The sequence below is a fragment of the Vibrio sp. 1CM7H genome, assembly GCF_023161645.1.
Taxonomy (GTDB): Bacteria; Pseudomonadota; Gammaproteobacteria; order Enterobacterales; family Vibrionaceae; genus Vibrio; species Vibrio diabolicus.
On the sequence record NZ_JALNTV010000010.1, the window covers coordinates 52,520 to 75,234 of the forward strand.

General features: G+C 46.3%; 22 protein-coding genes. 10 read left to right on the plus strand and 12 right to left on the minus strand.

Going from position 1 to position 22,715, the window contains the following annotated elements:
- Positions 1-2: 2 nt before the first annotated feature.
- From yidD to MSG33_RS21320, 6 genes are all read right to left on the minus strand, one after another.
- The gene (yidD, locus tag MSG33_RS21295) at positions 3-260 is read right to left on the minus strand and encodes a membrane protein insertion efficiency factor YidD (RefSeq protein WP_005378822.1); all 258 of its coding nucleotides are present in this window, start codon (positions 258-260) and stop codon (positions 3-5) included.
- The gene (gene rnpA / locus MSG33_RS21300; protein ID WP_005394102.1) at positions 227-550 is read right to left on the minus strand and encodes a ribonuclease P protein component; all 324 of its coding nucleotides are present in this window, start codon (positions 548-550) and stop codon (positions 227-229) included. The genes yidD and rnpA overlap by 34 nt, the downstream gene beginning before the upstream one ends.
- Positions 551-596: 46 nt before the next feature.
- Positions 597-731: a 50S ribosomal protein L34 gene (gene rpmH, locus MSG33_RS21305; RefSeq protein ID WP_005378825.1), complete on the minus strand. Its 135-nt coding sequence runs from the start codon at positions 729-731 to the stop codon at positions 597-599.
- Between the two features lie 242 nt (positions 732-973).
- Positions 974-1,711, minus strand: coding sequence for an amino acid ABC transporter ATP-binding protein (locus tag MSG33_RS21310; protein ID WP_182037149.1), 738 nt, complete (start codon positions 1,709-1,711; stop codon positions 974-976).
- Complete coding sequence (locus tag MSG33_RS21315) at positions 1,708-2,379, minus strand: amino acid ABC transporter permease (RefSeq protein ID WP_005378829.1); 672 nt, start codon at positions 2,377-2,379, stop codon at positions 1,708-1,710. The genes MSG33_RS21310 and MSG33_RS21315 overlap by 4 nt, the downstream gene beginning before the upstream one ends.
- A gap of 114 nt (positions 2,380-2,493) precedes the next feature.
- On the minus strand, positions 2,494-3,240 hold the full coding sequence (locus MSG33_RS21320) for an amino acid ABC transporter substrate-binding protein (protein WP_005378831.1): 747 nt from the start codon (positions 3,238-3,240) through the stop codon (positions 2,494-2,496).
- Between the two features lie 412 nt (positions 3,241-3,652).
- Between MSG33_RS21320 and dnaA the strand changes: the two genes are divergently transcribed.
- The 6 genes from dnaA to MSG33_RS21350 all read left to right on the plus strand — a co-directional run bounded on the left by dnaA (position 3,653) and on the right by MSG33_RS21350 (position 11,474).
- Positions 3,653-5,059, plus strand: a complete 1,407-nt coding sequence (gene dnaA, locus MSG33_RS21325; protein WP_005378835.1) for a chromosomal replication initiator protein DnaA — start codon at positions 3,653-3,655, stop codon at positions 5,057-5,059.
- A 63-nt stretch (positions 5,060-5,122) separates the two neighbouring features.
- Positions 5,123-6,223 carry a DNA polymerase III subunit beta gene (gene dnaN / locus MSG33_RS21330; protein ID WP_005394106.1) on the plus strand — a complete coding sequence of 367 codons (1,101 nt, stop codon included), beginning with the start codon at positions 5,123-5,125 and terminating at the stop codon, positions 6,221-6,223.
- Positions 6,224-6,232: 9 nt separating this feature from the next.
- Positions 6,233-7,312, plus strand: coding sequence for a DNA replication/repair protein RecF (gene recF, locus MSG33_RS21335; protein ID WP_248382035.1), 1,080 nt, complete (start codon positions 6,233-6,235; stop codon positions 7,310-7,312).
- Between the two features lie 13 nt (positions 7,313-7,325).
- Positions 7,326-9,743, plus strand: coding sequence for a DNA topoisomerase (ATP-hydrolyzing) subunit B (gyrB, locus tag MSG33_RS21340; protein ID WP_005394109.1), 2,418 nt, complete (start codon positions 7,326-7,328; stop codon positions 9,741-9,743).
- 344 nt (positions 9,744-10,087) lie between these two features.
- Complete coding sequence (locus tag MSG33_RS21345; protein ID WP_012841260.1) at positions 10,088-10,504, plus strand: GreA/GreB family elongation factor; 417 nt, start codon at positions 10,088-10,090, stop codon at positions 10,502-10,504.
- A gap of 532 nt (positions 10,505-11,036) precedes the next feature.
- A complete protein-coding gene (locus tag MSG33_RS21350; protein WP_005458680.1) occupies positions 11,037-11,474 on the plus strand; it encodes an Hsp20 family protein in 438 nt (145 codons plus the stop codon).
- 83 nt (positions 11,475-11,557) lie between these two features.
- Here the strand turns inward: MSG33_RS21350 and MSG33_RS21355 are convergent, their stop codons facing one another.
- The 4 genes from MSG33_RS21355 to glyQ form a co-directional block, all read right to left on the minus strand.
- Complete coding sequence (locus MSG33_RS21355) at positions 11,558-12,811, minus strand: valine--pyruvate transaminase (RefSeq protein ID WP_248382037.1); 1,254 nt, start codon at positions 12,809-12,811, stop codon at positions 11,558-11,560.
- A gap of 221 nt (positions 12,812-13,032) precedes the next feature.
- The gene (locus MSG33_RS21360; protein WP_248382039.1) at positions 13,033-15,117 is read right to left on the minus strand and encodes an alpha-amylase; all 2,085 of its coding nucleotides are present in this window, start codon (positions 15,115-15,117) and stop codon (positions 13,033-13,035) included.
- A 217-nt stretch (positions 15,118-15,334) separates the two neighbouring features.
- Positions 15,335-17,416 (minus strand): glycine--tRNA ligase subunit beta, encoded by a 2,082-nt coding sequence (glyS, locus tag MSG33_RS21365; RefSeq protein ID WP_248382041.1) that lies wholly within the window; start codon positions 17,414-17,416, stop codon positions 15,335-15,337.
- Positions 17,417-17,428: 12 nt separating this feature from the next.
- Complete coding sequence (gene glyQ / locus MSG33_RS21370) at positions 17,429-18,346, minus strand: glycine--tRNA ligase subunit alpha (protein ID WP_048625586.1); 918 nt, start codon at positions 18,344-18,346, stop codon at positions 17,429-17,431.
- Between the two features lie 484 nt (positions 18,347-18,830).
- On the opposite strand from glyQ, the gene MSG33_RS21375 reads away from it, so the two are divergent.
- A complete protein-coding gene (locus tag MSG33_RS21375) occupies positions 18,831-19,385 on the plus strand; it encodes a TMEM165/GDT1 family protein (protein ID WP_203346804.1) in 555 nt (184 codons plus the stop codon).
- Positions 19,386-19,591: 206 nt separating this feature from the next.
- Positions 19,592-19,852 carry a hypothetical protein gene (locus tag MSG33_RS21380; protein WP_031780377.1) on the plus strand — a complete coding sequence of 87 codons (261 nt, stop codon included), beginning with the start codon at positions 19,592-19,594 and terminating at the stop codon, positions 19,850-19,852.
- A gap of 42 nt (positions 19,853-19,894) precedes the next feature.
- On the opposite strand, the gene tusA is transcribed toward MSG33_RS21380, so the two are convergent.
- Positions 19,895-20,143, minus strand: coding sequence for a sulfurtransferase TusA (gene tusA / locus MSG33_RS21385; protein WP_005394130.1), 249 nt, complete (start codon positions 20,141-20,143; stop codon positions 19,895-19,897).
- 133 nt (positions 20,144-20,276) lie between these two features.
- On the opposite strand from tusA, the gene MSG33_RS21390 reads away from it, so the two are divergent.
- Positions 20,277-20,459, plus strand: a complete 183-nt coding sequence (locus MSG33_RS21390; protein WP_005394131.1) for a hypothetical protein — start codon at positions 20,277-20,279, stop codon at positions 20,457-20,459.
- 166 nt (positions 20,460-20,625) lie between these two features.
- The gene (locus MSG33_RS21395) at positions 20,626-21,570 is read left to right on the plus strand and encodes a LysR substrate-binding domain-containing protein (protein WP_005378881.1); all 945 of its coding nucleotides are present in this window, start codon (positions 20,626-20,628) and stop codon (positions 21,568-21,570) included.
- 51 nt (positions 21,571-21,621) lie between these two features.
- Here the strand turns inward: MSG33_RS21395 and MSG33_RS21400 are convergent, their stop codons facing one another.
- Positions 21,622-22,602 (minus strand): MDR family oxidoreductase, encoded by a 981-nt coding sequence (locus MSG33_RS21400; RefSeq protein ID WP_104969975.1) that lies wholly within the window; start codon positions 22,600-22,602, stop codon positions 21,622-21,624.
- Positions 22,603-22,715 lie beyond the last annotated feature (113 nt).

Here is a 22,715-nt window from a genome sequence, read left to right on the forward strand (position 1 = left end):
CGTTAGTTATCTCTGTCTTGTTTTTGGACTGGTGGAACGGGGTCATACCCCCCTTCATTCAAAGGGTGGCATTTTAATAGACGTTTGCCTGATAACCAACATCCTTTTACAAAACCGTGAGCTCTCAAAGCTTCTAGCGCGTAAGTGGAACAGGTTGGTGTGAACCGGCAACGAGGACCAATCAAAGGGCTGATAAACCAGCGATACAGATAAACGAGCCCAATGGCTATCCACGTGAAGGGCGAGACAGGCGTTGCCATAGCTTATCAAACAACTTAAAAATTTCCTCATTGCTTAAATCTTGCGCGCTTTTCTTCGCAATCACAACAAAATCTTTGTTTGGAAGCTGATGTTGATTGTTACGAAAGCTTTCACGAGCCAAACGCTTAAATCGGTTACGACCGACAGCCGTTTTGATTTGCTTTTTTGGAACCGCTAAACCTAATCGTGGATGAGAAAGTTTGTTATTGCGAGCAATGATGGTGAAATGAGGCGAGCCAGCTCGATGAGCTTGCTGGAAGACGTTTTGATAATGCTCGGGAGTTAACAAACGTAACTCCCGATTAAACGCGTACGTGTTCAAAATAAACTAGCGATTATTTTGATAGGCGCGCACGGCCTTTTGCACGACGTGCGTTGATAACTTTACGACCGTTCTTAGTTGCCATGCGAGCACGGAAGCCGTGAGTACGCTTGCGCTTTAGAACTGTAGGTTGAAAAGTGCGTTTCATGATAATTACCTTTACTGATCAGTAGTTTTAGGTTCTTGTTAAACCCAGCGTGGGTATTTGCTTTCTTATATAAAGAAGCTCTTTATATAGAGAAGGACAACCGACGCCTCTCAACAAAGAGGCGGAATTGTAATCACACTCACATAATGTGTCAATGACTCAATGAGTACGAAATTCCGGCCGGGCGATTATACGTAGTGTGAGTAAAATCTCAAGGATCAATCGATCCTGATGCTTGATCGTTACTCTATTCCTACTTGGTTAAGGAATTTTTTCAAACGAGGATCTTGTGGATTATCGAAGATATCCTGTGGAGAACCTTGCTCAACGATATTGCCTTCCGCCATGAAGATCACTCTATCAGCGACTTCTTTCGCGAATTGCATCTCGTGCGTCACCACCAGCATGGTTTGATGCTGATTAGCTAACTTCTTCATTAATGAGAGAACTTCACCGACCCATTCAGGATCCAGCGCAGAAGTTGGTTCGTCAAATAACAGCAGTTCTGGTTGCAGCGCCATCGCTCGGCCGATACCCACACGTTGTTGTTGGCCGCCAGACAATGCCGCTGGATAACTATCGCCTTTATCCCCAAGGCCGATGTCATCCAGAATTTGTTGCGCTCGTTTGAGAGCATCGGCTTTTTTCCAGCCTCGAACGGTCACTAGACCTTCGGCAATGTTCTGGCGCGCATTCATATGGGCAAACAGGGCATAGTTTTGGAACACAAAGCCAGTTCGACGACGCAGCGCTAATACTTCGGCTTTAGTGTGTTTTTGAGTATCAACGGAGATGTCATCTATCGTGATACGACCTTCATCTGCTTGTTCTAGAAAGTTCACCGTACGCAGCAAGGTTGATTTACCCGTACCACTTGAGCCGATAATCACGATGATCTCACCTTGCTGAATATCGAGGTCGATGCCTTTCAGTACTTCAGTCTCACCAAAACGTTTGTGAATATTTTCTAACTTAATCATCGTACGTACGCCTTATTCAGTTTTGCTTCTGCCCAGATTTGTACGCGAGTCAGAATCACCACCACTCCCCAGTAAATAAGAGCAACCGCAAGGAAAGCTTCAAAGAAACGGAAACTTGATGAGGCTTCCATCTGTGCTTTCGCCATGATTTCGGCCACACCAAGCGTGAAGGCGAGAGACGTTGACTTGATCATATCGATGAAATAGTTCATCAATGAAGGCAGTGCGACACGCGTTGCTTGAGGTAAAATCACTCGGCGCATCGCCTGAGATGTTGTCATACCCACCGACAAGCTCGCTTCCATCTGGCTACGATCAATACCAATAATGGCGGCACGAATACTTTCCGCCATATAAGCGGCAAAGTGCAGCGTTAAACCGATCACCGCTGCTGAGAAGGCATCAATACCCACCATCAATGGGAAAATTTGTGGTAAGCCGTAATAAAGCAGGAAAAGCTGAACTAAGAGAGGGGTGCCACGGAAGAAGCTGATGTAAAGTTGGCTTAATTGATCCAGAACTGGCAGTTTAAATACGCGAATATTGGCTAAAATGACGGATAAAATCAGTGAAAACACCAATCCCCATGTCGCCATTTCCATGGTAGTGCCAAGATATTTCAGCAATATCGGCAGCAGTTCCAACATGTAATTAAAGTCAAATCCCATACGGCTTACCTAAAGGCTAGAGAAAAGAAAAGGTGGAAAACAAGTTCCACCTTTACGTAAGTTTATTTTAGTCCGAGAGTGATACCACTTTGCGGCCTAAAGTACAAAGAGTTCTTATTTCGTGATGTCAGCGCCAAACCACTTCACGGAAATTTTCTCTACTGTACCATCTGCGCGCATCTCAGCCAGTGCTTTGTTTACTTCTTCTTGCAGCTTACGACCTTTCTCGTTGTCCACGAAAGGCCATGCGTTTTGAATGGTTTCAAACGGTTCGCCCGCCAATTCCAAAGGAAGACCGGTTTTCTTAATCAGCTCTAACGCAGAAAGACGATCCATTACAAATGCATCTGCACGACCGAGCGCCACGTCATGTTCGATACCTGTGTCGTACGTTTTAATGTTGATCTTGCCGTCTTTGTCGTATTGACGCAGCAGTTGCTCGAAGTTAGATCCTAGATTCACAGCAACGGTTTTGCCCGCAAGATCGTCAACACCTTTGATGCTGTCGTTGCCTTTACGCACGGTAATTTGTGCGCCATCTACAACGTAAGGGTCAGCAAATAGGTATTTGGCTTTACGCTCATCAGTCATGGTGATTTGGTTGGAGATCGTATCGATGCGACCGGTTTCTAGCAGACCAAATAAACCAGAGAAGTTAGCGGTTACGTATTCGATTTTGTAATCGTTGCGTTTGCCGATTTCATCCCACATGTCGACTTCAAAGCCTTGTAGCTTATCTTGCTTTACAAAAGTAAACGGGAAGTAGCGACCTGACATACCAACTTTGACTTCAGTAGCGGCTTGTACGGTTGCTGCCGACAGTGCAATGGCTGCAACGGCAACCTTAATCCAGTTTTTCATAATACATCTCCATAATTTTATGGTTGGAAATACTACTGTTAGTTAGCTCAATTAAATAAATAACCAAGAGCAATAACCTAGACCTGTGAGTTATTAGATAATAGAAGAAGAATGTTAAATGTGATGAAAATGCGAACTGAACCAGGGGAAATGATCGACAAAATCAGCATTGGGAATAAAATAATACACAGACTTATCACCAATCACTCGATCTTGTGAATTTTGCCCAATTGTGGATCGTTGTGTGGGCAAATTTGGGGCAAGGTGTGTTGATCTCATCAAGTTTGCAGAAATAATTGTGAATAACTTGGATCTTATTCACTGGATCGTCGATCAATCACTGGCGATCTTGGTTATCAACAGGTAAAATTGCCAGTCTTTTCCGATAATTCAATTACTCAGTGGGGGCACCGTGTCATCTTCGCTTTGGCTGCAATGTTTGCAGCAGCTTCAAGAAGAGCTACCAGCTACAGAATTCAGCATGTGGGTTCGTCCGCTACAAGCGGAGCTCAATGACAATACTCTCACTCTATTCGCGCCAAACCGCTTTGTGTTGGACTGGGTGCGTGATAAGTATCTGAACAATATTACTCGTTTACTACAGGAATACTGTGGTGGCGACATTCCTAACTTACGCTTTGAAGTGGGGAGTCGACCTGTCTCTGCTCCAAAACCAGCGCCGACACGTACGCCTGCAGATGTGGCTGCGGAGTCATCTGCACCTGCGCAATTACAGGCACGTAAGCCAGTACACAAAACCTGGGATGACGACGCTCAAGCGATTGCGGCGATCAATCACCGCTCAAACATGAACCCAAAACACAAGTTCGACAACTTTGTTGAAGGTAAGTCGAACCAACTGGGTTTGGCTGCGGCGCGTCAGGTATCGGATAACCCAGGTGCAGCTTACAACCCACTATTCCTATACGGCGGCACGGGTTTGGGTAAAACCCACTTATTGCATGCGGTGGGTAACGCGATTGTGGATAACAACCCGAACGCGAAAGTGGTCTACATGCACTCAGAGCGTTTTGTGCAAGACATGGTAAAAGCGCTGCAAAACAATGCGATTGAAGAATTCAAACGCTACTACCGCAGTGTGGATGCACTCCTTATCGATGACATCCAATTCTTTGCTAATAAAGAACGTTCGCAAGAAGAATTCTTCCATACCTTCAACGCACTATTGGAAGGTAACCAGCAGATCATCTTAACGTCTGACCGTTATCCTAAAGAGATTAATGGCGTTGAAGATCGTCTTAAATCTCGCTTTGGTTGGGGTCTTACTGTTGCGATCGAGCCGCCTGAGCTTGAAACGCGTGTGGCGATCTTGATGAAAAAAGCCGAAGATCACCAAATCCACCTTGCTGATGAAGTGGCGTTCTTTATTGCCAAGCGTCTGCGTTCGAACGTTCGTGAGCTAGAAGGTGCACTGAACCGTGTTATCGCTAATGCGAATTTCACTGGTCGTCCAATCACGATTGATTTTGTGCGTGAAGCGCTGCGCGATCTGCTTGCTCTACAAGAGAAGCTGGTGACGATCGACAACATTCAAAAGACGGTTGCTGAATACTACAAGATAAAAGTGGCGGACTTGCTGTCCAAACGTCGCTCTCGTTCCGTAGCGCGTCCTCGTCAGCTGGCCATGGCGTTAGCAAAAGAACTAACCAACCACAGCTTGCCAGAAATCGGTGATGCATTTGGGGGCCGCGATCATACGACCGTACTTCATGCTTGTCGCAAGATTGAGCAGCTGCGTGAAGAGAGCCACGATATTAAAGAAGATTACTCTAACTTGATTCGCACCCTGTCCTCGTAATCGGTTAGAATAACGGTATTCTAAGCAAATCATTTATTGAGCTGACAGCGTAAAGAGCCAAGCATGAAATTTACCATTGAACGTAGTCATTTAATCAAACCGCTACAGCAGGTTTCGGGCGCTTTAGGTGGCCGACCAACTCTGCCAATCCTGGGTAACCTACTTCTTAAAGTAGAAGAGAACGTATTGTCGATGACGGCAACCGATCTTGAAGTAGAGTTAGTAAGCAAAGTGACGCTAGAAGGTGATTTTGAAGCGGGCAGCATTACCGTTCCTTCGCGTAAGTTTCTCGATATCTGCCGTGGTTTACCGGACGATGCGATCATCACATTTGTATTAGAAGGTGATCGCGTACAAGTTCGCTCTGGTCGCAGCCGTTTCTCATTGGCAACGCTTCCTGCGAACGATTTCCCTAATATTGAAGATTGGCAAAGTGAAGTGGAAGTATCACTGAGCCAAGCCGATCTACGTACGCTGATCGACAAAACTCAGTTCTCGATGGCGAATCAAGACGTTCGTTACTACCTCAACGGCATGTTGTTTGAAATTGACGGTACCACGCTACGCAGCGTGGCGACGGACGGCCACCGTATGGCGGTATCGCAAACTCAGCTGGGTGCGGATTTTGCGCAGAAGCAAATCATCGTGCCACGCAAAGGTGTGCAAGAATTAGTGAAGTTGATGGACGCGCCAGAGCAACCTGTAGTACTTCAGATCGGTAGCTCCAATGTTCGTGCTGAGGTGAATAACTTTACTTTTACCTCTAAGTTGGTTGATGGTCGTTTCCCTGACTACCGCCGCGTATTGCCTCAGAGCACCAATAAGACCCTAATAGCAAGTTGTGACGAGTTGCGCCAAGCCTTTTCTCGTGCTGCGATTCTTTCCAACGAAAAATTCCGTGGCGTGCGTGTGAATCTAGCTGATACTGAAATGCGCATAACCGCGAATAACCCAGAACAAGAAGAAGCGGAAGAGATGCTTGATGTGACCTTTGAAGGTGACGCCATCGAAATCGGCTTTAACGTAAGCTATGTGCTTGATGTTCTGAACACGTTGCGTTGTGAAAATGTACGTGTGTCGATGTCGGATGCTAACGCTAGCGCATTGATTGAAAATGCCGACGATGACAGTGCCATGTACGTGGTGATGCCAATTCGTCTATAAGCCAACTGAATGCCTCTTTCTCGTCTCATCATTCAGCAGTTTCGAAACATTAAAGCCTGTGATATTGAGTTATCAGCAGGCTTTAACTTTCTTATCGGGCCGAACGGCAGCGGTAAAACCAGTGTCTTAGAAGCGGTTTACCTGCTCGGGCATGGCCGCTCATTCAAGAGTTCTCTCACCGGACGAGTGATACAAAATGAGTGTGACGAACTGTTTGTTCATGGTCGTTTTTTGAACTCGGATCAATTTGAGCTACCTATCGGCATTAATAAGCAGCGTGATGGCTCAACAGAGGTTAAAATAGGCGGTCAATCTGGACAAAAATTAGCGCAGTTGGCACAAGTTCTGCCTCTGCAGTTGATACACCCAGAAGGGTTTGATTTACTGACAGATGGCCCTAAACATCGTCGCGCGTTTATTGATTGGGGCGTGTTTCATACCGAGCCCGCTTTTTATCAAGCATGGGGAAGGTTCAAGCGCCTGAACAAGCAGCGCAACGCGCTGTTGAAAACCGCCAATAGTTATCGTGAGCTCAGTTATTGGGATCAGGAAATGGCAGGGTTGGCTGAAAACATCAGCCAATGGCGAGCAAGTTACATCGAGCAGATGAAAACCGTCGCAGAAACTATCTGTCAGACATTTTTGCCAGAATTTGAGATCCAATTGAAGTATTATCGTGGCTGGGATAAAGACACCCCATACCAAGAGATACTAGAAAAGAATTTTGAGCGTGATCAGGCATTGGGATACACCTTTAGTGGCCCAAACAAAGCTGATTTGCGCATTAAAGTGAACGGAACGCCCGTTGAAGATGTTCTGTCACGCGGTCAATTAAAACTCATGGTGTGTGCATTGCGTGTCGCGCAAGGGCAACACCTGACAGAGATGACCGGTAAACAATGCATTTACCTAATTGATGACTTCGCGTCGGAATTAGATAGCCAACGTCGCAAGCGTCTTGCTGACTGCTTAAAAGAGACGGGCGCACAAGTATTTGTAAGCTCTATCACTGAAAGCCAAATCGCCGATATGTTGGACGATAACGGTAAATTGTTTCATGTGGAACATGGCAGGATAGAGTCAAACTAGAAGAGAGAAACTCATGTCTGAAAATTACGATTCATCGAGTATTAAGGTACTGAAGGGTCTGGATGCGGTACGTAAGCGTCCAGGAATGTACATCGGCGATACGGACGACGGCACCGGCCTTCACCACATGGTTTTCGAGGTGGTGGATAACTCAATTGATGAAGCGTTGGCAGGTCACTGTAAAGACATCGTTGTGACAATTCATGAGGATAACTCGGTTTCCGTTAGCGATGATGGTCGTGGCATTCCAACAGAAATCCACTCAGAGGAAAATGTCTCTGCAGCAGAAGTAATCATGACGGTACTTCACGCGGGTGGTAAGTTCGACGATAACTCATACAAAGTATCGGGTGGTCTTCACGGGGTAGGTGTTTCAGTGGTAAACGCTCTATCTGAGAAAGTTGAGCTGACGATTCATCGTGGTGGCCATATCCATACGCAAACCTACCGCCATGGTGAGCCTCAAGCGCCACTAGCTGTTGTGGGTGATACGGATAAAACCGGTACACAAATTCGTTTCTGGCCAAGTGCCGAGACCTTCTCTAACACTGAGTTCCACTATGACATTCTGGCGAAACGCCTGCGTGAACTGTCATTCCTGAACTCTGGTGTGTCGATCAAATTGGTTGATGAGCGTGAAGCGGACAAACATGATCACTTCATGTATGAAGGTGGTATTCAAGCGTTCGTTGATCACCTAAACACCAACAAAACGCCAATCATCGAAAAAATCTTCCACTTTAACTCAGAGCGTGAAGACGGCATTTCAGTTGAAGTGGCGATGCAATGGAACGATGGTTTCCAAGAGAATATCTTCTGTTTTACCAACAATATCCCACAGCGTGATGGTGGTACTCACCTTGCTGGTTTCCGTGCTGCGTTAACACGTACATTGAACAGCTTTATGGATAAAGAAGGTTTCTCTAAGAAAGCAAAAACAGCGACTTCAGGCGACGATGCGCGTGAAGGTCTAACTGCGGTTGTTTCGGTGAAAGTGCCTGATCCTAAGTTCTCAAGCCAAACAAAAGACAAACTGGTTTCTTCTGAAGTGAAATCAGCGGTTGAATCAGCAATGGGTGAAAAACTGTCTGAGTTCCTGATTGAGAACCCGACAGAAGCGAAGATGGTTTGTTCGAAAATCATCGATGCAGCACGTGCACGTGAAGCAGCGCGTAAAGCTCGTGAAATGACGCGCCGTAAAGGTGCACTAGACCTAGCTGGCCTTCCAGGTAAACTTGCAGACTGTCAGGAAAAAGATCCGGCACTCTCTGAACTATACATAGTGGAGGGTGATTCGGCAGGCGGCTCCGCAAAACAAGGCCGTAACCGTAAGAACCAAGCAATCCTACCGCTAAAAGGTAAGATTCTTAACGTAGAAAAAGCACGTTTCGACAAGATGCTGTCTTCGCAAGAAGTAGCAACGCTGATCACTGCACTTGGTTGTGGTATCGGTCGTGACGAGTACAACCCGGACAAGCTGCGTTACCACAACATCATCATCATGACCGATGCCGATGTCGATGGTTCGCACATCCGTACGCTACTATTGACCTTCTTCTATCGTCAAATGCCAGAGCTTATCGAGCGTGGTTACGTGTACATCGCTCAGCCACCACTTTACAAAGTGAAAAAAGGCAAACAAGAGCAGTACATCAAAGACGAAGAAGCGATGAACCAATACCAAGTATCATTGGCTCTGGATAATGCATCGCTACACGTAAACGCAGAAGCACCAGCATTGGCAGGTGAAGCACTAGAGAAGCTTGTTCAACAGTACAATGCGGGGATTAAACTGGCGGAACGTATGAGCCGTCGTTACCCAAGTGCTTTGGTAAACGAGTTGATTTACACTCCTCGTCTAACGCCCGAGCAATGCCATGACGCATCAGTTGTTGAAGCGTGGACGAAGCAGCTTATTGAGCAGCTGAATGCGAAAGAAGTGGGCGCGAGCCAATACAGCTACGAAGTTGAGCAGCACGAAGAACTAGGCTTAAACTTGCCTAAGATCGTGGTTCGTACTCACGGTGTGACGCACGAACATGCAATTAGCATCGATTTCCTAAACTCGAAAGAGTACGGCAAATTAGCTGATCTATCAGAAGCACTGGATGGGCTTCTGGAAGAAGGCGCGTACATCAAACGTGGTGAGCGTACGATGCCAGTAGCAAGCTTTGCAGAAGCGCTTGATTGGTTGGTTAAAGAGTCAATGCGTGGTCTGAGCCGCCAGCGTTACAAAGGTCTAGGTGAGATGAACCCAGATCAGCTGTGGGAAACGACTATGGACCCAGAAACGCGTCGCATGATGCAAGTAACGATTGAGGATGCGGTAGGCGCAGACCAATTGTTCACAACACTGATGGGTGACCAAGTAGAACCTCGTCGTAACTTCATCGAAGAAAACGCGCTGAAAGTAGCGAACTTAGACGTGTAACGACAACTTGTCTTAATAGGAAAAGCAGCGAGAAATCGCTGCTTTTTTTGTTTTAACCACCAATGAAAATCGCCACTTTCTGCCAAGACTTTGGTTTTTCTGGTGCTAACTGCCAATAACCTGATCAAGCTTGCCATTTTATTTCTGTTTTCTTTTTTTCTCGCCATTTTGTTCGCTTGGGCGCTTTTGCTTTCTTTTTTCTGCTCGCTATAGTGCTGAAGAGCTGATGAATAAGGAGGTTGAGAAAATGGTGATGACTTTCCTGAACTAAGCCGGAGGTGATGCACTTCCGGTTCAATGCACTGAATTTATTTGTAAGACAAGGCATTAAGAAGGAAATAATCATGTTTGAACGCTGGTTCTCGGCGTACTGTTTGGCGCTGCGAACTTGGTGGTTAACCAGTCGCTTTTTAACCTATCAATCACCACTAAGGTTGTTGTCACTCTTTGAAACTTACGAGCAACAAGCCCATTGCCGTAACCGAGCTCGTATTGCGGTTGGGGACACGGTTCGCTTAGTGGATGTTGAGCGTGCTTATCAATATCGCATGACGTTAGTCAACTCGCACAAGAGCCAACCGATGACAGGTATGCTCGCGGTCGATTCTTATTTGGGATCCCGTTTATTAGGGCGAGCTAAAAATGATGCGTTCGAAATAGAAATTTTTAATCAGCGACGCTGCTTTGTGATTACTGAAATTGTTCATCAATCGCAGCCACCAGCGCAGAAAATGCTGTGTGGCTGTCTGTTGTGTCAATAAATAGAGGTGAAGTCATGAGTAAGAAAGACAAGAAACAACCACAGTTGAGTCTGAAAGAAAAGCGTAAGTTAAAACAGGAAAAAGCGGCAGAAAAGAGCGTTGTAAAAGCGCGTAAATCCTCCCGCAAGTAGAGTGCAGATTGAGCCCACCAGAAAGGTGGGCTTTTTAATACCGATTGCAAAGCGAGGGTAAACTGACCTTTCTGGGGAGATAGCGAGCGCACTTAAAATTTTTTATTTTTTCCCTTGAAAGTCATTTTTGACGACCTTATATCTAGTTGTGAAGAGGATGACTGGCTTGCTAGAGACTAGAAGACAGCCCTCTGGAATCGCTAAAACGAGATCGCTCAAAAGAGGATATGGTGTTTTAGCACACAACTTAAACCTTTAGATTTCCTATCATGTCTCCGAGCCAAACCAAGGCCAGTGGAATGATAAGAATCTCTTAGTTCGGCGTCGGTTTTTGCATAAACACGCCAGTAGGATGAAGTTCATCCGAACTAAGACTATTGCTTAATTAAGAGGATAGATTTATGCGTAACGTAGATTTCTCACCACTATACCGTAATGCAATTGGCTTTGATCGTCTGCTAAACCTGATGGAAGCGAATACAGCGAAAAATACTTCTGGCGGTTACCCTCCGTACAACATTGAGCAAAAAGACGAGCATAACTACCGTATTACTATGGCAGTTGCTGGCTTCTCTGAAGACCAACTCGATCTGACTCAAAACGAAAACATGTTGATTGTGAAGGGCGAACGCAAAGCAGAAGAAGGCAAAAACTACGTGTACCAAGGCATTGCTGAGCGCGACTTTGAACGTAAATTCCAGCTAGCGGATTATGTAAAAGTGACTGGCGCATCAATGGAAAACGGCCTATTACACATTGATTTGGTTCGTGAAATCCCAGAAGCAATGCAACCACGTAAAATTGCTATCGGTGGCAACAACCTGCTAGAAAGCAACTAATCAGCAAGTAATTTGCTTATAGAGTGAGAAAGAGCGCCAGTTGGCGCTCTTTTTAATTTGTGTCTTTGATGTGGGAGTTTGCTTTACTGACCTTGTTGGTAAGCCTTTTCGACTTCTTCCGCGATAATCGCGATACCTTTCTGCATCATCTCATCGTCTTGAACGTAGTTCATGCGTAAGCACTGATGAGCGTGGTCCCATTCGTCTTTTTGGCCAATAAAGAAGTACTCACCCGGAACAATCAATACACCACGCTCTTTCAAGCGTTGGTAAAGTTCCATTGTCGTAATTGGCAACTCATCAAACCATAACCACAAGAAGATCGCCCCTTCAGGTTTGTGGATACGGAAGCGCTCATCGGTAATCGCTTCTTGCAGCAGTTCAACCGCACGTTGCGACTTCTGCTTGTAAAACGGCTTAATCACCTCTGAACTCAGTTTAAGCAGGTCGCCTTTAGCGATGATGTGGTTTGCCAGCGCTGGACCCACACTGCCTGGTGCTAGGCTGATGATGCCGTTCATATTGGTTAACGCTTGAGTTATTTCTTCACTCGCAATTACAATCCCACATCGCACACCCGGCAAGCCAAGTTTGGATAGGCTCATGCATAGGATGGTGTTTTCATTCCAGAATGGTTCGACATCTTCAAAAATGATGTTCGGGAATGGCAAGCCGTACGCATTGTCGATGATCAGTGGGATGTTGTTCTCGCGCGCCAATTTGTCCAGTTTACGCACTTCTTCGTCTGTCAGTACGTTTCCTGTTGGGTTGGTTGGGCGAGATGCGCAGATTGCCGCAACAGAATCGTCGACGGTTAGCTGTTCAAAATCGACGTGGTATTTAAACAATCCGTTATCTAACCGCTCGATTTCTGGGTGGTAAGAGACAAAAATATCTTCATCAATGCCAGCATCACCATAGCCGATGTACTCAGGCGCGATAGGCAGTAGCACCTTCTTATGCGAACCGTCAGGCTGTTTACCTGCGAGTAAGTTGAACAAGTAGAAGAAGCCACTTTGGCTGCCGTTAGTTAGGCTGATGTTCTTCTCTGAAATGTCCCAACCGTAAGTCTCACGGAATAACTGAGCCAGCGCTTTCACGAACGCGTCTTTACCCTGTGGCCCATCGTAGTTGGCGAGTGCGGCGACGAGTTCGCCACTGGCGAGCATTTCCTCACTGGCTTGGTGAAAGTAATCGAGCATGGCAGGAATGGCGGCTGGGTTACCTCCACCGAGCATGATGGCACCTGGTGTGCGTAGACCATCATTCAAATCGTCCATTAACTGCGTGATACCTGAATACTGATTAAATTTTTCACCAAACTTTGAGAACTGCATGCTGACTGATACCTAATTCATTGTGATTGCTTATGTGTATTGAATGCTGATGAAACATCAGCTTATAGAGTAATACTTGACCTTACCCTAATGTTATTACGACGCAAAGTGTGAATTTACTCGAAGAAGAAAAAAGTTTGTCATCAGACCAGATGATGGGGATATGAGCAGTGAATAAAAAAGGGAAGCGAAATGCTTCCCTTGCTGGTGGAGTGAATCGGCTATTCGCCAGTGTAGACGATCAGCACTTTGTCGTCGTGGTATTGGCGCTCGAACGCGTAATACCCTTCTTGATTGCGAGTGATGTGTTTGCCTTGCGCAACCGCTGGGTGGCGTTGACGGAACTCGCCGAGTTTTTGCCAATGTTGCAGCAAGTCTTCACGTTCGCCATGAATCTTATCCCATGGCATATCAGAGCGAGTACCTTGAGTAGGATCGGAGCCAGTCACGCCAAAGTCACGAGCAATCTCATCGCCGTAGTAGATTTGCACTGCACCCGGAGCCAGCATCAGTGCATTTGCGGCACGTGCTTGGTCATCGAAGCTGCGGCTGCGTGCCGACCAAAACAGCTGTGTATCGTGTGAAGATAGGTAGCTCAACACGTTGAACTCGGGATCGGAGTTAATACGTTCCGCGTAGCGGCGATAATCGCTATCGAGTTGAGCGAAGCATTTCAGCGCTTTTGGTGCCACGTCAGATTGGAACTCGAAGTTGATGATCGAATCGAAGCCGTTATCGAAATACGGGCTCTTCACCACGCTGTGTGCCCATACTTCACCTGTCATCCAAAATGGCAGGTCATCTAGTGCTTTGTCTGGATTGTTTTGCTTCCACTGGGCAAGCGCTTGAGTGGTGCTGGCTTTCAACTCTGCCCACGCTTCCATTTCAACGTGTTTAGCGGTGTCGACGCGGAAGCCATCAATGCCATAGTCACGTACCCAGTCGGATAACCACGTAATCAGATGCTCACGCGGGGTTTGCAGTTCATCTTGCGCATTGGTGTCTTTATTGCGGAAGAAGTTTGGTAGTCCGGTTTTCTGAGTCGATTCGGTTTTGAGATCCGGTAGGTAGTTCAAAGACATGGTGATGTCGTTGTAGCCTGGTGCATCATAGTCACCAATGTCGGTGCGGATCCAACCTTTGCCCCACCATTTATCCCACGCTTCGCTATCACTGTATTTGATGTAGTCGTTGAAGCTGTGCCAGCTTTGTCCTGATTTTGGCTGCCAGTCGGTCCATTTTTCACCAAGGACTTCTTTGGCTTCTTGGTCATCAAGGTAAAGCTGACCAAATCCGAATTCCTGCATGTCTGCTAATGTTGCGTAGCCAGTGTGGTTCATGACCACATCCCAAATCACGCGGATGCCTTTCTTGTGGGCAGTATCGACGAAGGTTCTGAGTTCATCTTCGGAACCCATGTTGGCATCAAGCTTGGTCCAATCTTGATGGTAGTAGCCGTGGTAGCCGTAGTGTTTAAAGTCACCTTTGTCACCGCCGCCAACCCAGCCATGGATTTGTTCCAGTGGTGAGGTTATCCAGATAGCATTCACACCAAGCGATTCGATGTAATCGAGTTTTTTCGTCAGACCCGCTAAGTCACCACCATGGAAGGTACCAATCTCGTATTTCCCGTCTTTGCTGCGACCGTAGCTGTTGTCGTTGTCTGGGTTGCCGTTATAGAAGCGGTCAGTCATGACGAAGTACACCGTCGCGTTGTCCCAACTGAAAGGTTTTTCTGCTTGTTGCTCAACCTCTTCTAGTAACAACAGACCTTGGCTCATAGGGCCCGGCTGCATGGTTACGCTGCCATCTGTAACTATAGTTTCTTGTCCGGTTAAGGCATCGCGAACGACAGTGCCATCATTAAAGGTTTGCTCAACGTTGATGGTTTTTGGCGTATTGGTTGCGACAGGGCAAGAGTAGGTGATGTCTTGATTCTGTTTGGGTTTGAGCCTAACAGTTAGCTCGTTAGTGGTTGGGTTGAGCGTAAATTGATAGGTGTTGGCTTTGAAGATGCGCAGCGGCATTTGGGCATCTGTGGCGCAATTATCCATTTTTAATGGACGATTGAATTTGATGCGGCTTTCTTCTGCCAAAGCAAAACTACTTCCACAGCTTTGATTACTGTCGGCAATGGTAAAGGTATAGCTGCCTTTTTCGAGTTTTTGCTCGGCGACAAGTAAGCCGTTAGAGTTTTGTTCGAAGACGGCAGTATCGTCTCCAACGCTCAGTACGATAGCATTTTCTGGAATCTGGCTGCAGGCGCTCAATAGTCCAATAGAGAGTGCGAGAATTGTTTTTTTCATTGTGTCCTTCCCCCGAATAAACAGTCCAGTTATAGCAAAACTGAGCCTCTACAATCCGAGCTCTACACCAACAAGTTAAACGCGTCTCACCCTACAAATTTTAGTCTTGTTCACAAAATGAATAATAAGCGTCACCTTCATCGGTTTGAAGGCAACAAAAAAGGGAAGCATCTGCTTCCCTTTTACTTATTTCTTAATCACTTCGAAGAGTAATGAATTACTTTTGAAGGACAGAGATATCTGCGACCTGTAAGAACAGGTTGCGCAGGTTGTTCAACAATGTCAGACGGTTCTTCTTAAGTGCTTCGTCGTCTGCCATTACCATTACGTTATCGAAGAACGCATCCACTGGCTCACGTAGATCTGCTAGCTTGCTTAGGGCTTCTTGGTAGTTACCGGTCGCAAATGCTGGCTCTAGCGCTTCAGTCATGACTTCAACGCTTTCTGCCAGTGCTTTCTCTGCGTCTTCTTGTAGAAGTGCTAGGTCAATCTCTGCTGCTAGTTCGCCGTCGAATTTCGCTAGGATGTTACCGACACGTTTGTTCGCTGCCGCTAGAGACTCTGCTGCTTCTAGTTCACGGAAGTGAGATACCGCCTTAACACGTTGGTCGAAGTCTGCTGGTTTCGTTGGACGACGCGCTAGTACCGCTTGAATGATGTCAACGCTAAAGCCTTCGTCTTGGTACCAAGCACGGAAACGACCAAGCATGAATTCAATTACGTCTTGCTCAACGTTTTCGTTAGTTAAGCGGTCACCAAACAGTGATTTCGCTTTCGCAACGAGGTCAACAAGATCTAGGTTGTAACCGTATTCAACGATGATACGTAGTACACCTAGAGATGCGCGACGTAGTGCGAATGGGTCACTGCCTTTTGGCGCTTGACCAATACCGAAGATACCGACGATTGTGTCTAGCTTGTCTGCCATTGCAACTGCAGTTGAAACGCCGTTAGATGGCAGTTCATCACCTGCGAAACGAGGCATGTATTGCTCATTCAGTGCGACTGCAACTTCTTCTGCTTCACCGTCGTGGCGAGCGTAGTGCATGCCCATGACACCTTGAGTATCCGTAAATTCGAATACCATAGAGGTCATTAGGTCACATTTTGCTAGTAGACCAGCACGCTTTGATTTCTCAACGTCAGCCCCGATTTGCTCTGCGATGTAGCCAGCAAGTTCAGTGATGCGGTCTGTTTTGTCTTTGATCGTACCCAGTTGCTTTTGGAAGATCGCTTGCTCTAGTTCAGGCAGACGGTCGATAAGCGGACGCTTACGGTCTGTGTTGAAGAAGAATTCTGCGTCAGCAAGACGAGGGCGAACCACTTTCTCGTTACCTTCGATCACGTAACGAGGTTCTTTTGATTCGATGTTCGATACGAAGATGAAGTTAGGTAGTAGCTTCTTGTTTTCGTCGCCATTCTCATGTGAATAGACGGGGAAGTACTTCTGGTCACCTTTCATGGTGTAAACCAGCGCTTCAGAAGGCACTTTTAGGAACTCTTCTTCGAACTTCGCTGTAAGTACTACTGGCCATTCAACCAGAGACGTAACTTCTTCTACTAGGTCATCTTCTAGATCAGCGATACCGCCAACTTCTGCTGCCGCTTTTTGTGCGTCAGCTAGGATGATGGCTTTACGTGCTTCGTAATCTGCCATAACTTTACCGCGCTCTTCTAGGATTGCAGGGTATTGCTCAGCAGAATCGATAGTGAACTCTTGTTCACCCATGAAGCGGTGACCACGGATAGTGCGGTCAGAAGCGACACCAAGGATCTCGCCTTCGATTAGGTCGCTGCCCATCAGCATGGTTAGCGTCTTAACTGGACGGATAAATTGAGTCGTTTTGTTACCCCAGCGCATTGGTTTTGCGATAGGTAGGTTTGCTAGTGCTTTTGCTGCAAGTTCAACCACGATGTCAGACGTTGGCTGACCTTTCACTTCTTGTTTGAACAGTAGCCATTCACCTTTATCTGTAACCATGCGCTCTGCTTGGTCAACAGAAATACCACAACCGCGTGCCCAGCCTTGAGCCGCTTTGGTTGGGTTGCCTTCCGCGTCAAACGCTGCAGAAACCGCAGGGCCACGTTTTTCAACGATTTTGTCTGATTGGCTTTCTGCTAGTGCCGCGACTTTAAGTGCAAGACGACGAGGAGCCGCAAACCATTTCACGCCTTCGTGAGCAAGCTCAGCGCTTTTTAGTTCTGCTTCGAAGTTTGCTGCGAATGCTTCAGCTAGCGTACGAAGTTGCGTTGGTGGTAGCTCTTCTGTACCTAGCTCGATTAGAAATTCTTTTGCCATGTTCTCTACCCCTTACGCTTGTTCTTTCTTACACATTGGGAAGCCAAGAGCTTCACGCGATGCGTAGTATGCTTCTGCTACTGACTTAGTCAGATCGCGAATGCGCAGGATGTAACGCTGACGCTCAGTTACTGAGATCGCTTTACGCGCGTCTAGTAGGTTGAATGCGTGACCTGCTTTTAGGATGCGCTCGTAAGCAGGTAATGGCAGTGGCTTTTCAAGCTCAAGCAACTCTTTACACTCTTTCTCACACTGCTCGAAGAAACCAAATAGGAATTCAACGTCTGCGTGCTCGAAGTTGTAAGTCGATTGCTCTACTTCGTTTTGGTGGAAGATATCACCGTAAGTCACTTTGCTGCCGTCTGGTGCGATGTTCCAAACTAGGTCGTAAACCGAGTCTACTTCTTGGATGTACATTGCTAGACGTTCGATACCGTAAGTGATCTCACCAGTAACTGGCTTACACTCAAGACCGCCAACTTGCTGGAAGTAAGTAAACTGAGTCACTTCCATGCCGTTTAGCCAAACTTCCCAGCCCAGACCCCATGCGCCTAGTGTTGGGTTTTCCCAGTTGTCTTCTACGAAACGGATGTCGTGTACAAGAGGGTCAATACCAAGAACTTCAAGGGAGCCAAGGTACAACTCTTGAATATTGTCAGGCGATGGTTTTAGCGCTACTTGGAATTGGTAGTAGTGCTGAAGACGGTTAGGGTTTTCACCGTAACGGCCATCAGTAGGACGACGTGAAGGTTGTACGTAAGCTGTCGACATTGGCTCTGGGCCAAGCGCTCGTAGACAGGTCATTGGGTGAGAGGTACCCGCACCCACTTCCATATCTAGCGGTTGAACAATGGTACAACCATTTTGAGCCCAATAATCCTGCAGCGCGAGGATCATTCCCTGGAAGGTTTTGATATCGTATTTTTGCATAAGTCAGGTTCGCGCGATTCTCTTGTTACTCGTTAATTCGTCATCTATGCCGAGTTTTTCAACTCTAACAACGGCGATAAAGAGTAATTACGGTTGAATAAATTAACAATCTAGTATAACCAGATATTGAGCATGGGAGTAGAGCTAATCTTGATTAATTCGTGGGCGATTTTCTCCTTTAATGAATTTTTACCGCGTTATCTGCTGTATTTTTCTTAAAAGGGAGTTTTTGCCTGCTTTGGCTCTTGAGAAGCGCAACAAAGGTGGCTAGAATTGCGCCTGTCTTTGGGGAGTAGCTTACCTGATGAAGTTTCTGTTTCATCTGGTTCGTCCGTCAACATAATTGGTGCAAAATCACCATGGCGTTCGAGACTTGAAGCCTTTCAAGTTTAGCAAGACCTTAGACAAATCATCACGAACCGGGGTAGGGGCGTGAGGTTTGTCTTTGGTTAAATATAATAATCCCTGCCCCAATGAGCATGTCGTGAGCGTTTTAGCTATTTCAATTACTACTGTAGCGTTAGCAGAAATTGGCGATAAGACCCAATTGCTATCTCTATTACTCGCAAGTCGTTACCGCAAACCAATACCAATTATTGCAGCAATCTTTTTGGCAACCATTGCCAACCACGCTTTGGCTGCATGGTTAGGTGTGGTTGTCGCTGATTATTTATCACCTGATATTTTAAAGTGGGTGCTGGTGGTCAGTTTTGTCGCGATGGCGGCTTGGGTGTTGATTCCTGATAAGTTGGATGATGACGAACAGATTTCAAACCGAGGTCCTTTCATTGCCAGCTTTATTGCTTTCTTTGTGGCTGAGATTGGTGATAAAACTCAGATCGCCACTTCTATCCTAGGCGCGCAATACGCGGATGCGCTGAGTTGGGTCATACTTGGCACGACCATTGGTATGTTGTTGGCTAACGTGCCTGTGGTGTTAATTGGTAAGCTTTCAGCAGACAAGATGCCCCTGGGGTTGATTCGTAAAATCACCGCTATTTTGTTCGTGTTGTTGGCGATTGGTGCGGCCTTCTTTTAATGTTTTTAGGCGGATAACGCAGCCTGAAAATGGAAAATGTTATCCGCGAACAATCGTTAAAAAGATGCAAATAATCAATAACTAGCGAATTAGTGGCGTAGCTCAAACTCTGACTTAAAATCGCTCCGTAGCGTGACGGATGACATATTAGTGTCATACTTGTCATGGTAGTTTAATGGTGTGAATGATAGCGAGAGGGCAAGTTTATGCTTACACGTTACATGGGGATGACCCCAAAGAGTCAGAGTTATTTATTCACCTTTGGTTTGGCGCTGTGCTTGTTAGCGATGGTACTGACTGATATGTGGTTGCCGATTGTGGCAGGATCGTTCGTTCTTACTGGATTAACAGTAGAGGCGTGGATTCGCGTAGCCCACATCATTCCTATGCATGAAGAGATGCGGGCAATGAAAAAACAACTCAACAAGCTCCAATCAGAAGTTCGCACACTCGAATACGATGAATAAACAAACGGCAGCCAATCGGCTGCCGTTTTTAATTCGACCAGATTATTCCAATCCTTTCTTGATCAGGTACTGATACGGAACTTGCTCCGTTTGTGCCGCAATTAATTGGTGATCCATAAAACGACAGAAACTCGGAATGTCTCGAGTCGTGGATGGGTCATCTGCTTTGACCAGCAAAATCTCACCATCTTGCATGTTGCGAATTGTCTTCCTGACCATCATCACTGGCTCTGGGCAGCGCAGTCCTTCCGCCTCTAATGTCTTTGTTGCCAGTTCAGGATTAAAGCTCATAGTGTGATTCTCGTAACTAACTTAGCGGTGAATTCTACGTTCGTTGAAAAAATATTCAATAACCACTTGGCAAACGGAATTTTTTGTTTTACCTTAAATTAACAATTTGGTAACAACTGGCAAGGGAGAGGCAATGTTAACAGCGTTAGACAGACTTACGATTTACTCCGTACTTTGTTTTATCTCGTTTTGTGCTTTGGTACTCAGAACGCCAGCTGACACCTCTTTGATGCCTCTTGTAGGCATGGTTGCCACTATTATTGGGATTTGGATCGAGATGCGCAAATGGTCAGGTGCATCTGAGCAAGAAAATTAGCGCTTTTTGCTTCGATCAGAATACTTTAATAACGCTCACCTATTTTTACCAACACTTCATTCCGACACTATCCCCATTTTTCTTGGGCTTCCCCGCTGAAAGGCGGGATTTTTTTTGCCTGAAGAGTACAATTTACCCAAACACATACAAAATAAGTGGCTAATTCGTGGAACTGGAAGACATCTATCGCCGAGATTTAAATTTACTGGTTGCGTTGCGAGTACTGATAGAAGAAAACAGTGTCAGTAAGGCGGCAACACGTCTAAATTTGAGTCAATCGGCAATGAGTCGTGTGCTTGGTCGTCTGCGCGACTTATTGGGAGACCCGCTGTTTACTCGTCAGGGGCAGCATTTGATCCCAACTCAGAAAGCGTTAGAGATCGATCGCTCATTAGGCGAGCCCTTAGAGTCTTTACGTCAGTTGTTATCTCCGGTTGAGTTTGACCCATTGCAATGCGTACAGACTTTCAACATCGTGACCACCGACTATGCCATGCAAACGATCTTACCGTTCGCTTTGCCGAGAATTTACCAAGAAGCGCCAAACGTGTCTTTTAACTTCTTACCACTGCAACACGACCGTTTATCAGATCAGCTCACTTATGAAGGTGCAGACTTAGCGATTTGTCGCCCGACAGGTCCGGTGGAGCCGCTACGCAGTGAAGTGTTGGGGCGAGTGGGGGTGCTGTGTATGCTTTCAAAACAGCATCCATTAGCGGATAAAGAAATGAGCTTGGATGATTATCTGAGTCATCCACATGCCATGATCGCCATCAGTGATGGTGTTAAGGCACTGATCGAACAAGCTTTGATGGAGAAACCTAAGCGTAAAATGGTTCTGCGGGCTTATCATTTAGAAGCCGCATTGGCGATCATGGATACCTTGCCAATTATCATCACAGTGCCAGCGGACTTGGCGTATCTGGTTGCCGAGCGTTATGACTTGGTGGTGAAACCATTACCCTTCCAATTTACTCCATTTGAATACTCGATGATTTGGCATGCGCGTTGCGAGCATTCTCCTGCTCAAGAATGGTTAAGAACGATTGTGCGTGAAGAATGTAGCCGTCTAATAGCTAAGCGTATCGAAGATATGGGACTAAACTGCTAACAAAAAGAGCCAGCAATGCCGGCTCTTCGTCTGTTTATGCTGAGTCAGTGTTTATAGCTTGATAACCACACGACCTGTTACTTGACCGTTGGTGATGTCTTCTGCGTATTTTGGTGCTTCTGCTAGTTCTACTTCAGTACATGCTTGCTCGAAATAGCTGTCTGGTAGTAGTTCAACCAGTTTTTCCCATGCTGCGATGCGTTTCTCTGTTGGACACATTACTGAGTCCACACCTTGTAGACGAACGTTACGTAGGATGAACGGCATCACTGTGGTTGGTAGATCAAAACCACCTGCAAGACCACAAGCTGCAACTGCACTGTTGTAATCCATTTGCGCCAATACTTTTGCTAGTACTTTGCTGCCCACAGTATCAACCGCACCTGCCCATACTTGCTTTTCAAGCGGACGTGCTGGCTCTTCAAATTCAGTTCGGTCGATGATGCGGCTAGCACCAAGTTTTTCTAGTAGTGGGCCGTTTTTCTCTACACGACCTGTCACTGCAGCAACTTTGTAGCCAAGCTGTGCTAGGAGCGTTACTGCTACCGAGCCTACACCGCCACTTGCGCCCGTTACTAGGATTTCGCCATCTTCAGGTTTGATGCCTGCGTCAAGCAGTGCTTGAACACATAGCATACCAGTGAAGCCAGCAGTACCAACCATCATTGCTTTTTTGCTGTCTAGACCTTTTGGTAGTGGCACTAGCCAATCCGCTTTTAGACGAGCACGTTGAGCCATGCCACCCCAATGGTTTTCACCCACGCCCCAGCCAGTTAAGACCACTTTGTCACCAGCTTGGTAACGCGAATCTTCAGAACTTACAACCGTACCTGCTAGATCAATGCCAGGTACCATCGGGAAGTTACGGATGATTTTACCTTTACCTGTGATCGCCAAACCATCTTTGTAATTCAACGATGAGTAATCGACCTCAACCAGAACGTCGCCTTCCGGCAGTTGTGTTTCATCGATTTGCTCGATACTAGCGATAGTGCGTTTGTCTTCTTGGTTTAGAACTAGAGCATTAAACATAAGGTTCTCCGAAATTGCGTTAGCGTGACTCAGTTGCCACATACAGCAAGATATTAACTGTCTATAAGTCTATGTCTTCTCTATCTATGAATAAAATGAAAGTTACTCATTTC

What these genes read in the sequence shown, in the direction of transcription:
- rpmH (WP_005378825.1), bottom strand. Translation starts at nt 731, where the DNA reads ATGAAACGCACTTTTCAACCTACAGTTCTAAAGCGCAAGCGTACTCAC.
- MSG33_RS21390 (WP_005394131.1), top strand. Translation starts at nt 20,277, where the DNA reads ATGTTAACAGCGTTAGACAGACTTACGATTTACTCCGTACTTTGTTTT.
- MSG33_RS21320 (WP_005378831.1), bottom strand. Translation starts at nt 3,240, where the DNA reads ATGAAAAACTGGATTAAGGTTGCCGTTGCAGCCATTGCACTGTCGGCA.
- glyS (WP_248382041.1), bottom strand. Translation starts at nt 17,416, where the DNA reads ATGGCAAAAGAATTTCTAATCGAGCTAGGTACAGAAGAGCTACCACCA.
- yidD (WP_005378822.1), bottom strand. Translation starts at nt 260, where the DNA reads ATGGCAACGCCTGTCTCGCCCTTCACGTGGATAGCCATTGGGCTCGTT.
- dnaN (WP_005394106.1), top strand. Translation starts at nt 5,123, where the DNA reads ATGAAATTTACCATTGAACGTAGTCATTTAATCAAACCGCTACAGCAG.
- MSG33_RS21315 (WP_005378829.1), bottom strand. Translation starts at nt 2,379, where the DNA reads ATGGGATTTGACTTTAATTACATGTTGGAACTGCTGCCGATATTGCTG.
- MSG33_RS21350 (WP_005458680.1), top strand. Translation starts at nt 11,037, where the DNA reads ATGCGTAACGTAGATTTCTCACCACTATACCGTAATGCAATTGGCTTT.
- recF (WP_248382035.1), top strand. Translation starts at nt 6,233, where the DNA reads ATGCCTCTTTCTCGTCTCATCATTCAGCAGTTTCGAAACATTAAAGCC.
- tusA (WP_005394130.1), bottom strand. Translation starts at nt 20,143, where the DNA reads ATGAGCTTTAATCCTGAACTGGCAACAAAGACATTAGAGGCGGAAGGA.
- MSG33_RS21380 (WP_031780377.1), top strand. Translation starts at nt 19,592, where the DNA reads ATGCTTACACGTTACATGGGGATGACCCCAAAGAGTCAGAGTTATTTA.
- gyrB (WP_005394109.1), top strand. Translation starts at nt 7,326, where the DNA reads ATGTCTGAAAATTACGATTCATCGAGTATTAAGGTACTGAAGGGTCTG.
- MSG33_RS21400 (WP_104969975.1), bottom strand. Translation starts at nt 22,602, where the DNA reads ATGTTTAATGCTCTAGTTCTAAACCAAGAAGACAAACGCACTATCGCT.
- MSG33_RS21345 (WP_012841260.1), top strand. Translation starts at nt 10,088, where the DNA reads ATGTTTGAACGCTGGTTCTCGGCGTACTGTTTGGCGCTGCGAACTTGG.
- MSG33_RS21360 (WP_248382039.1), bottom strand. Translation starts at nt 15,117, where the DNA reads ATGAAAAAAACAATTCTCGCACTCTCTATTGGACTATTGAGCGCCTGC.
- MSG33_RS21355 (WP_248382037.1), bottom strand. Translation starts at nt 12,811, where the DNA reads ATGCAGTTCTCAAAGTTTGGTGAAAAATTTAATCAGTATTCAGGTATC.
- glyQ (WP_048625586.1), bottom strand. Translation starts at nt 18,346, where the DNA reads ATGCAAAAATACGATATCAAAACCTTCCAGGGAATGATCCTCGCGCTG.
- MSG33_RS21310 (WP_182037149.1), bottom strand. Translation starts at nt 1,711, where the DNA reads ATGATTAAGTTAGAAAATATTCACAAACGTTTTGGTGAGACTGAAGTA.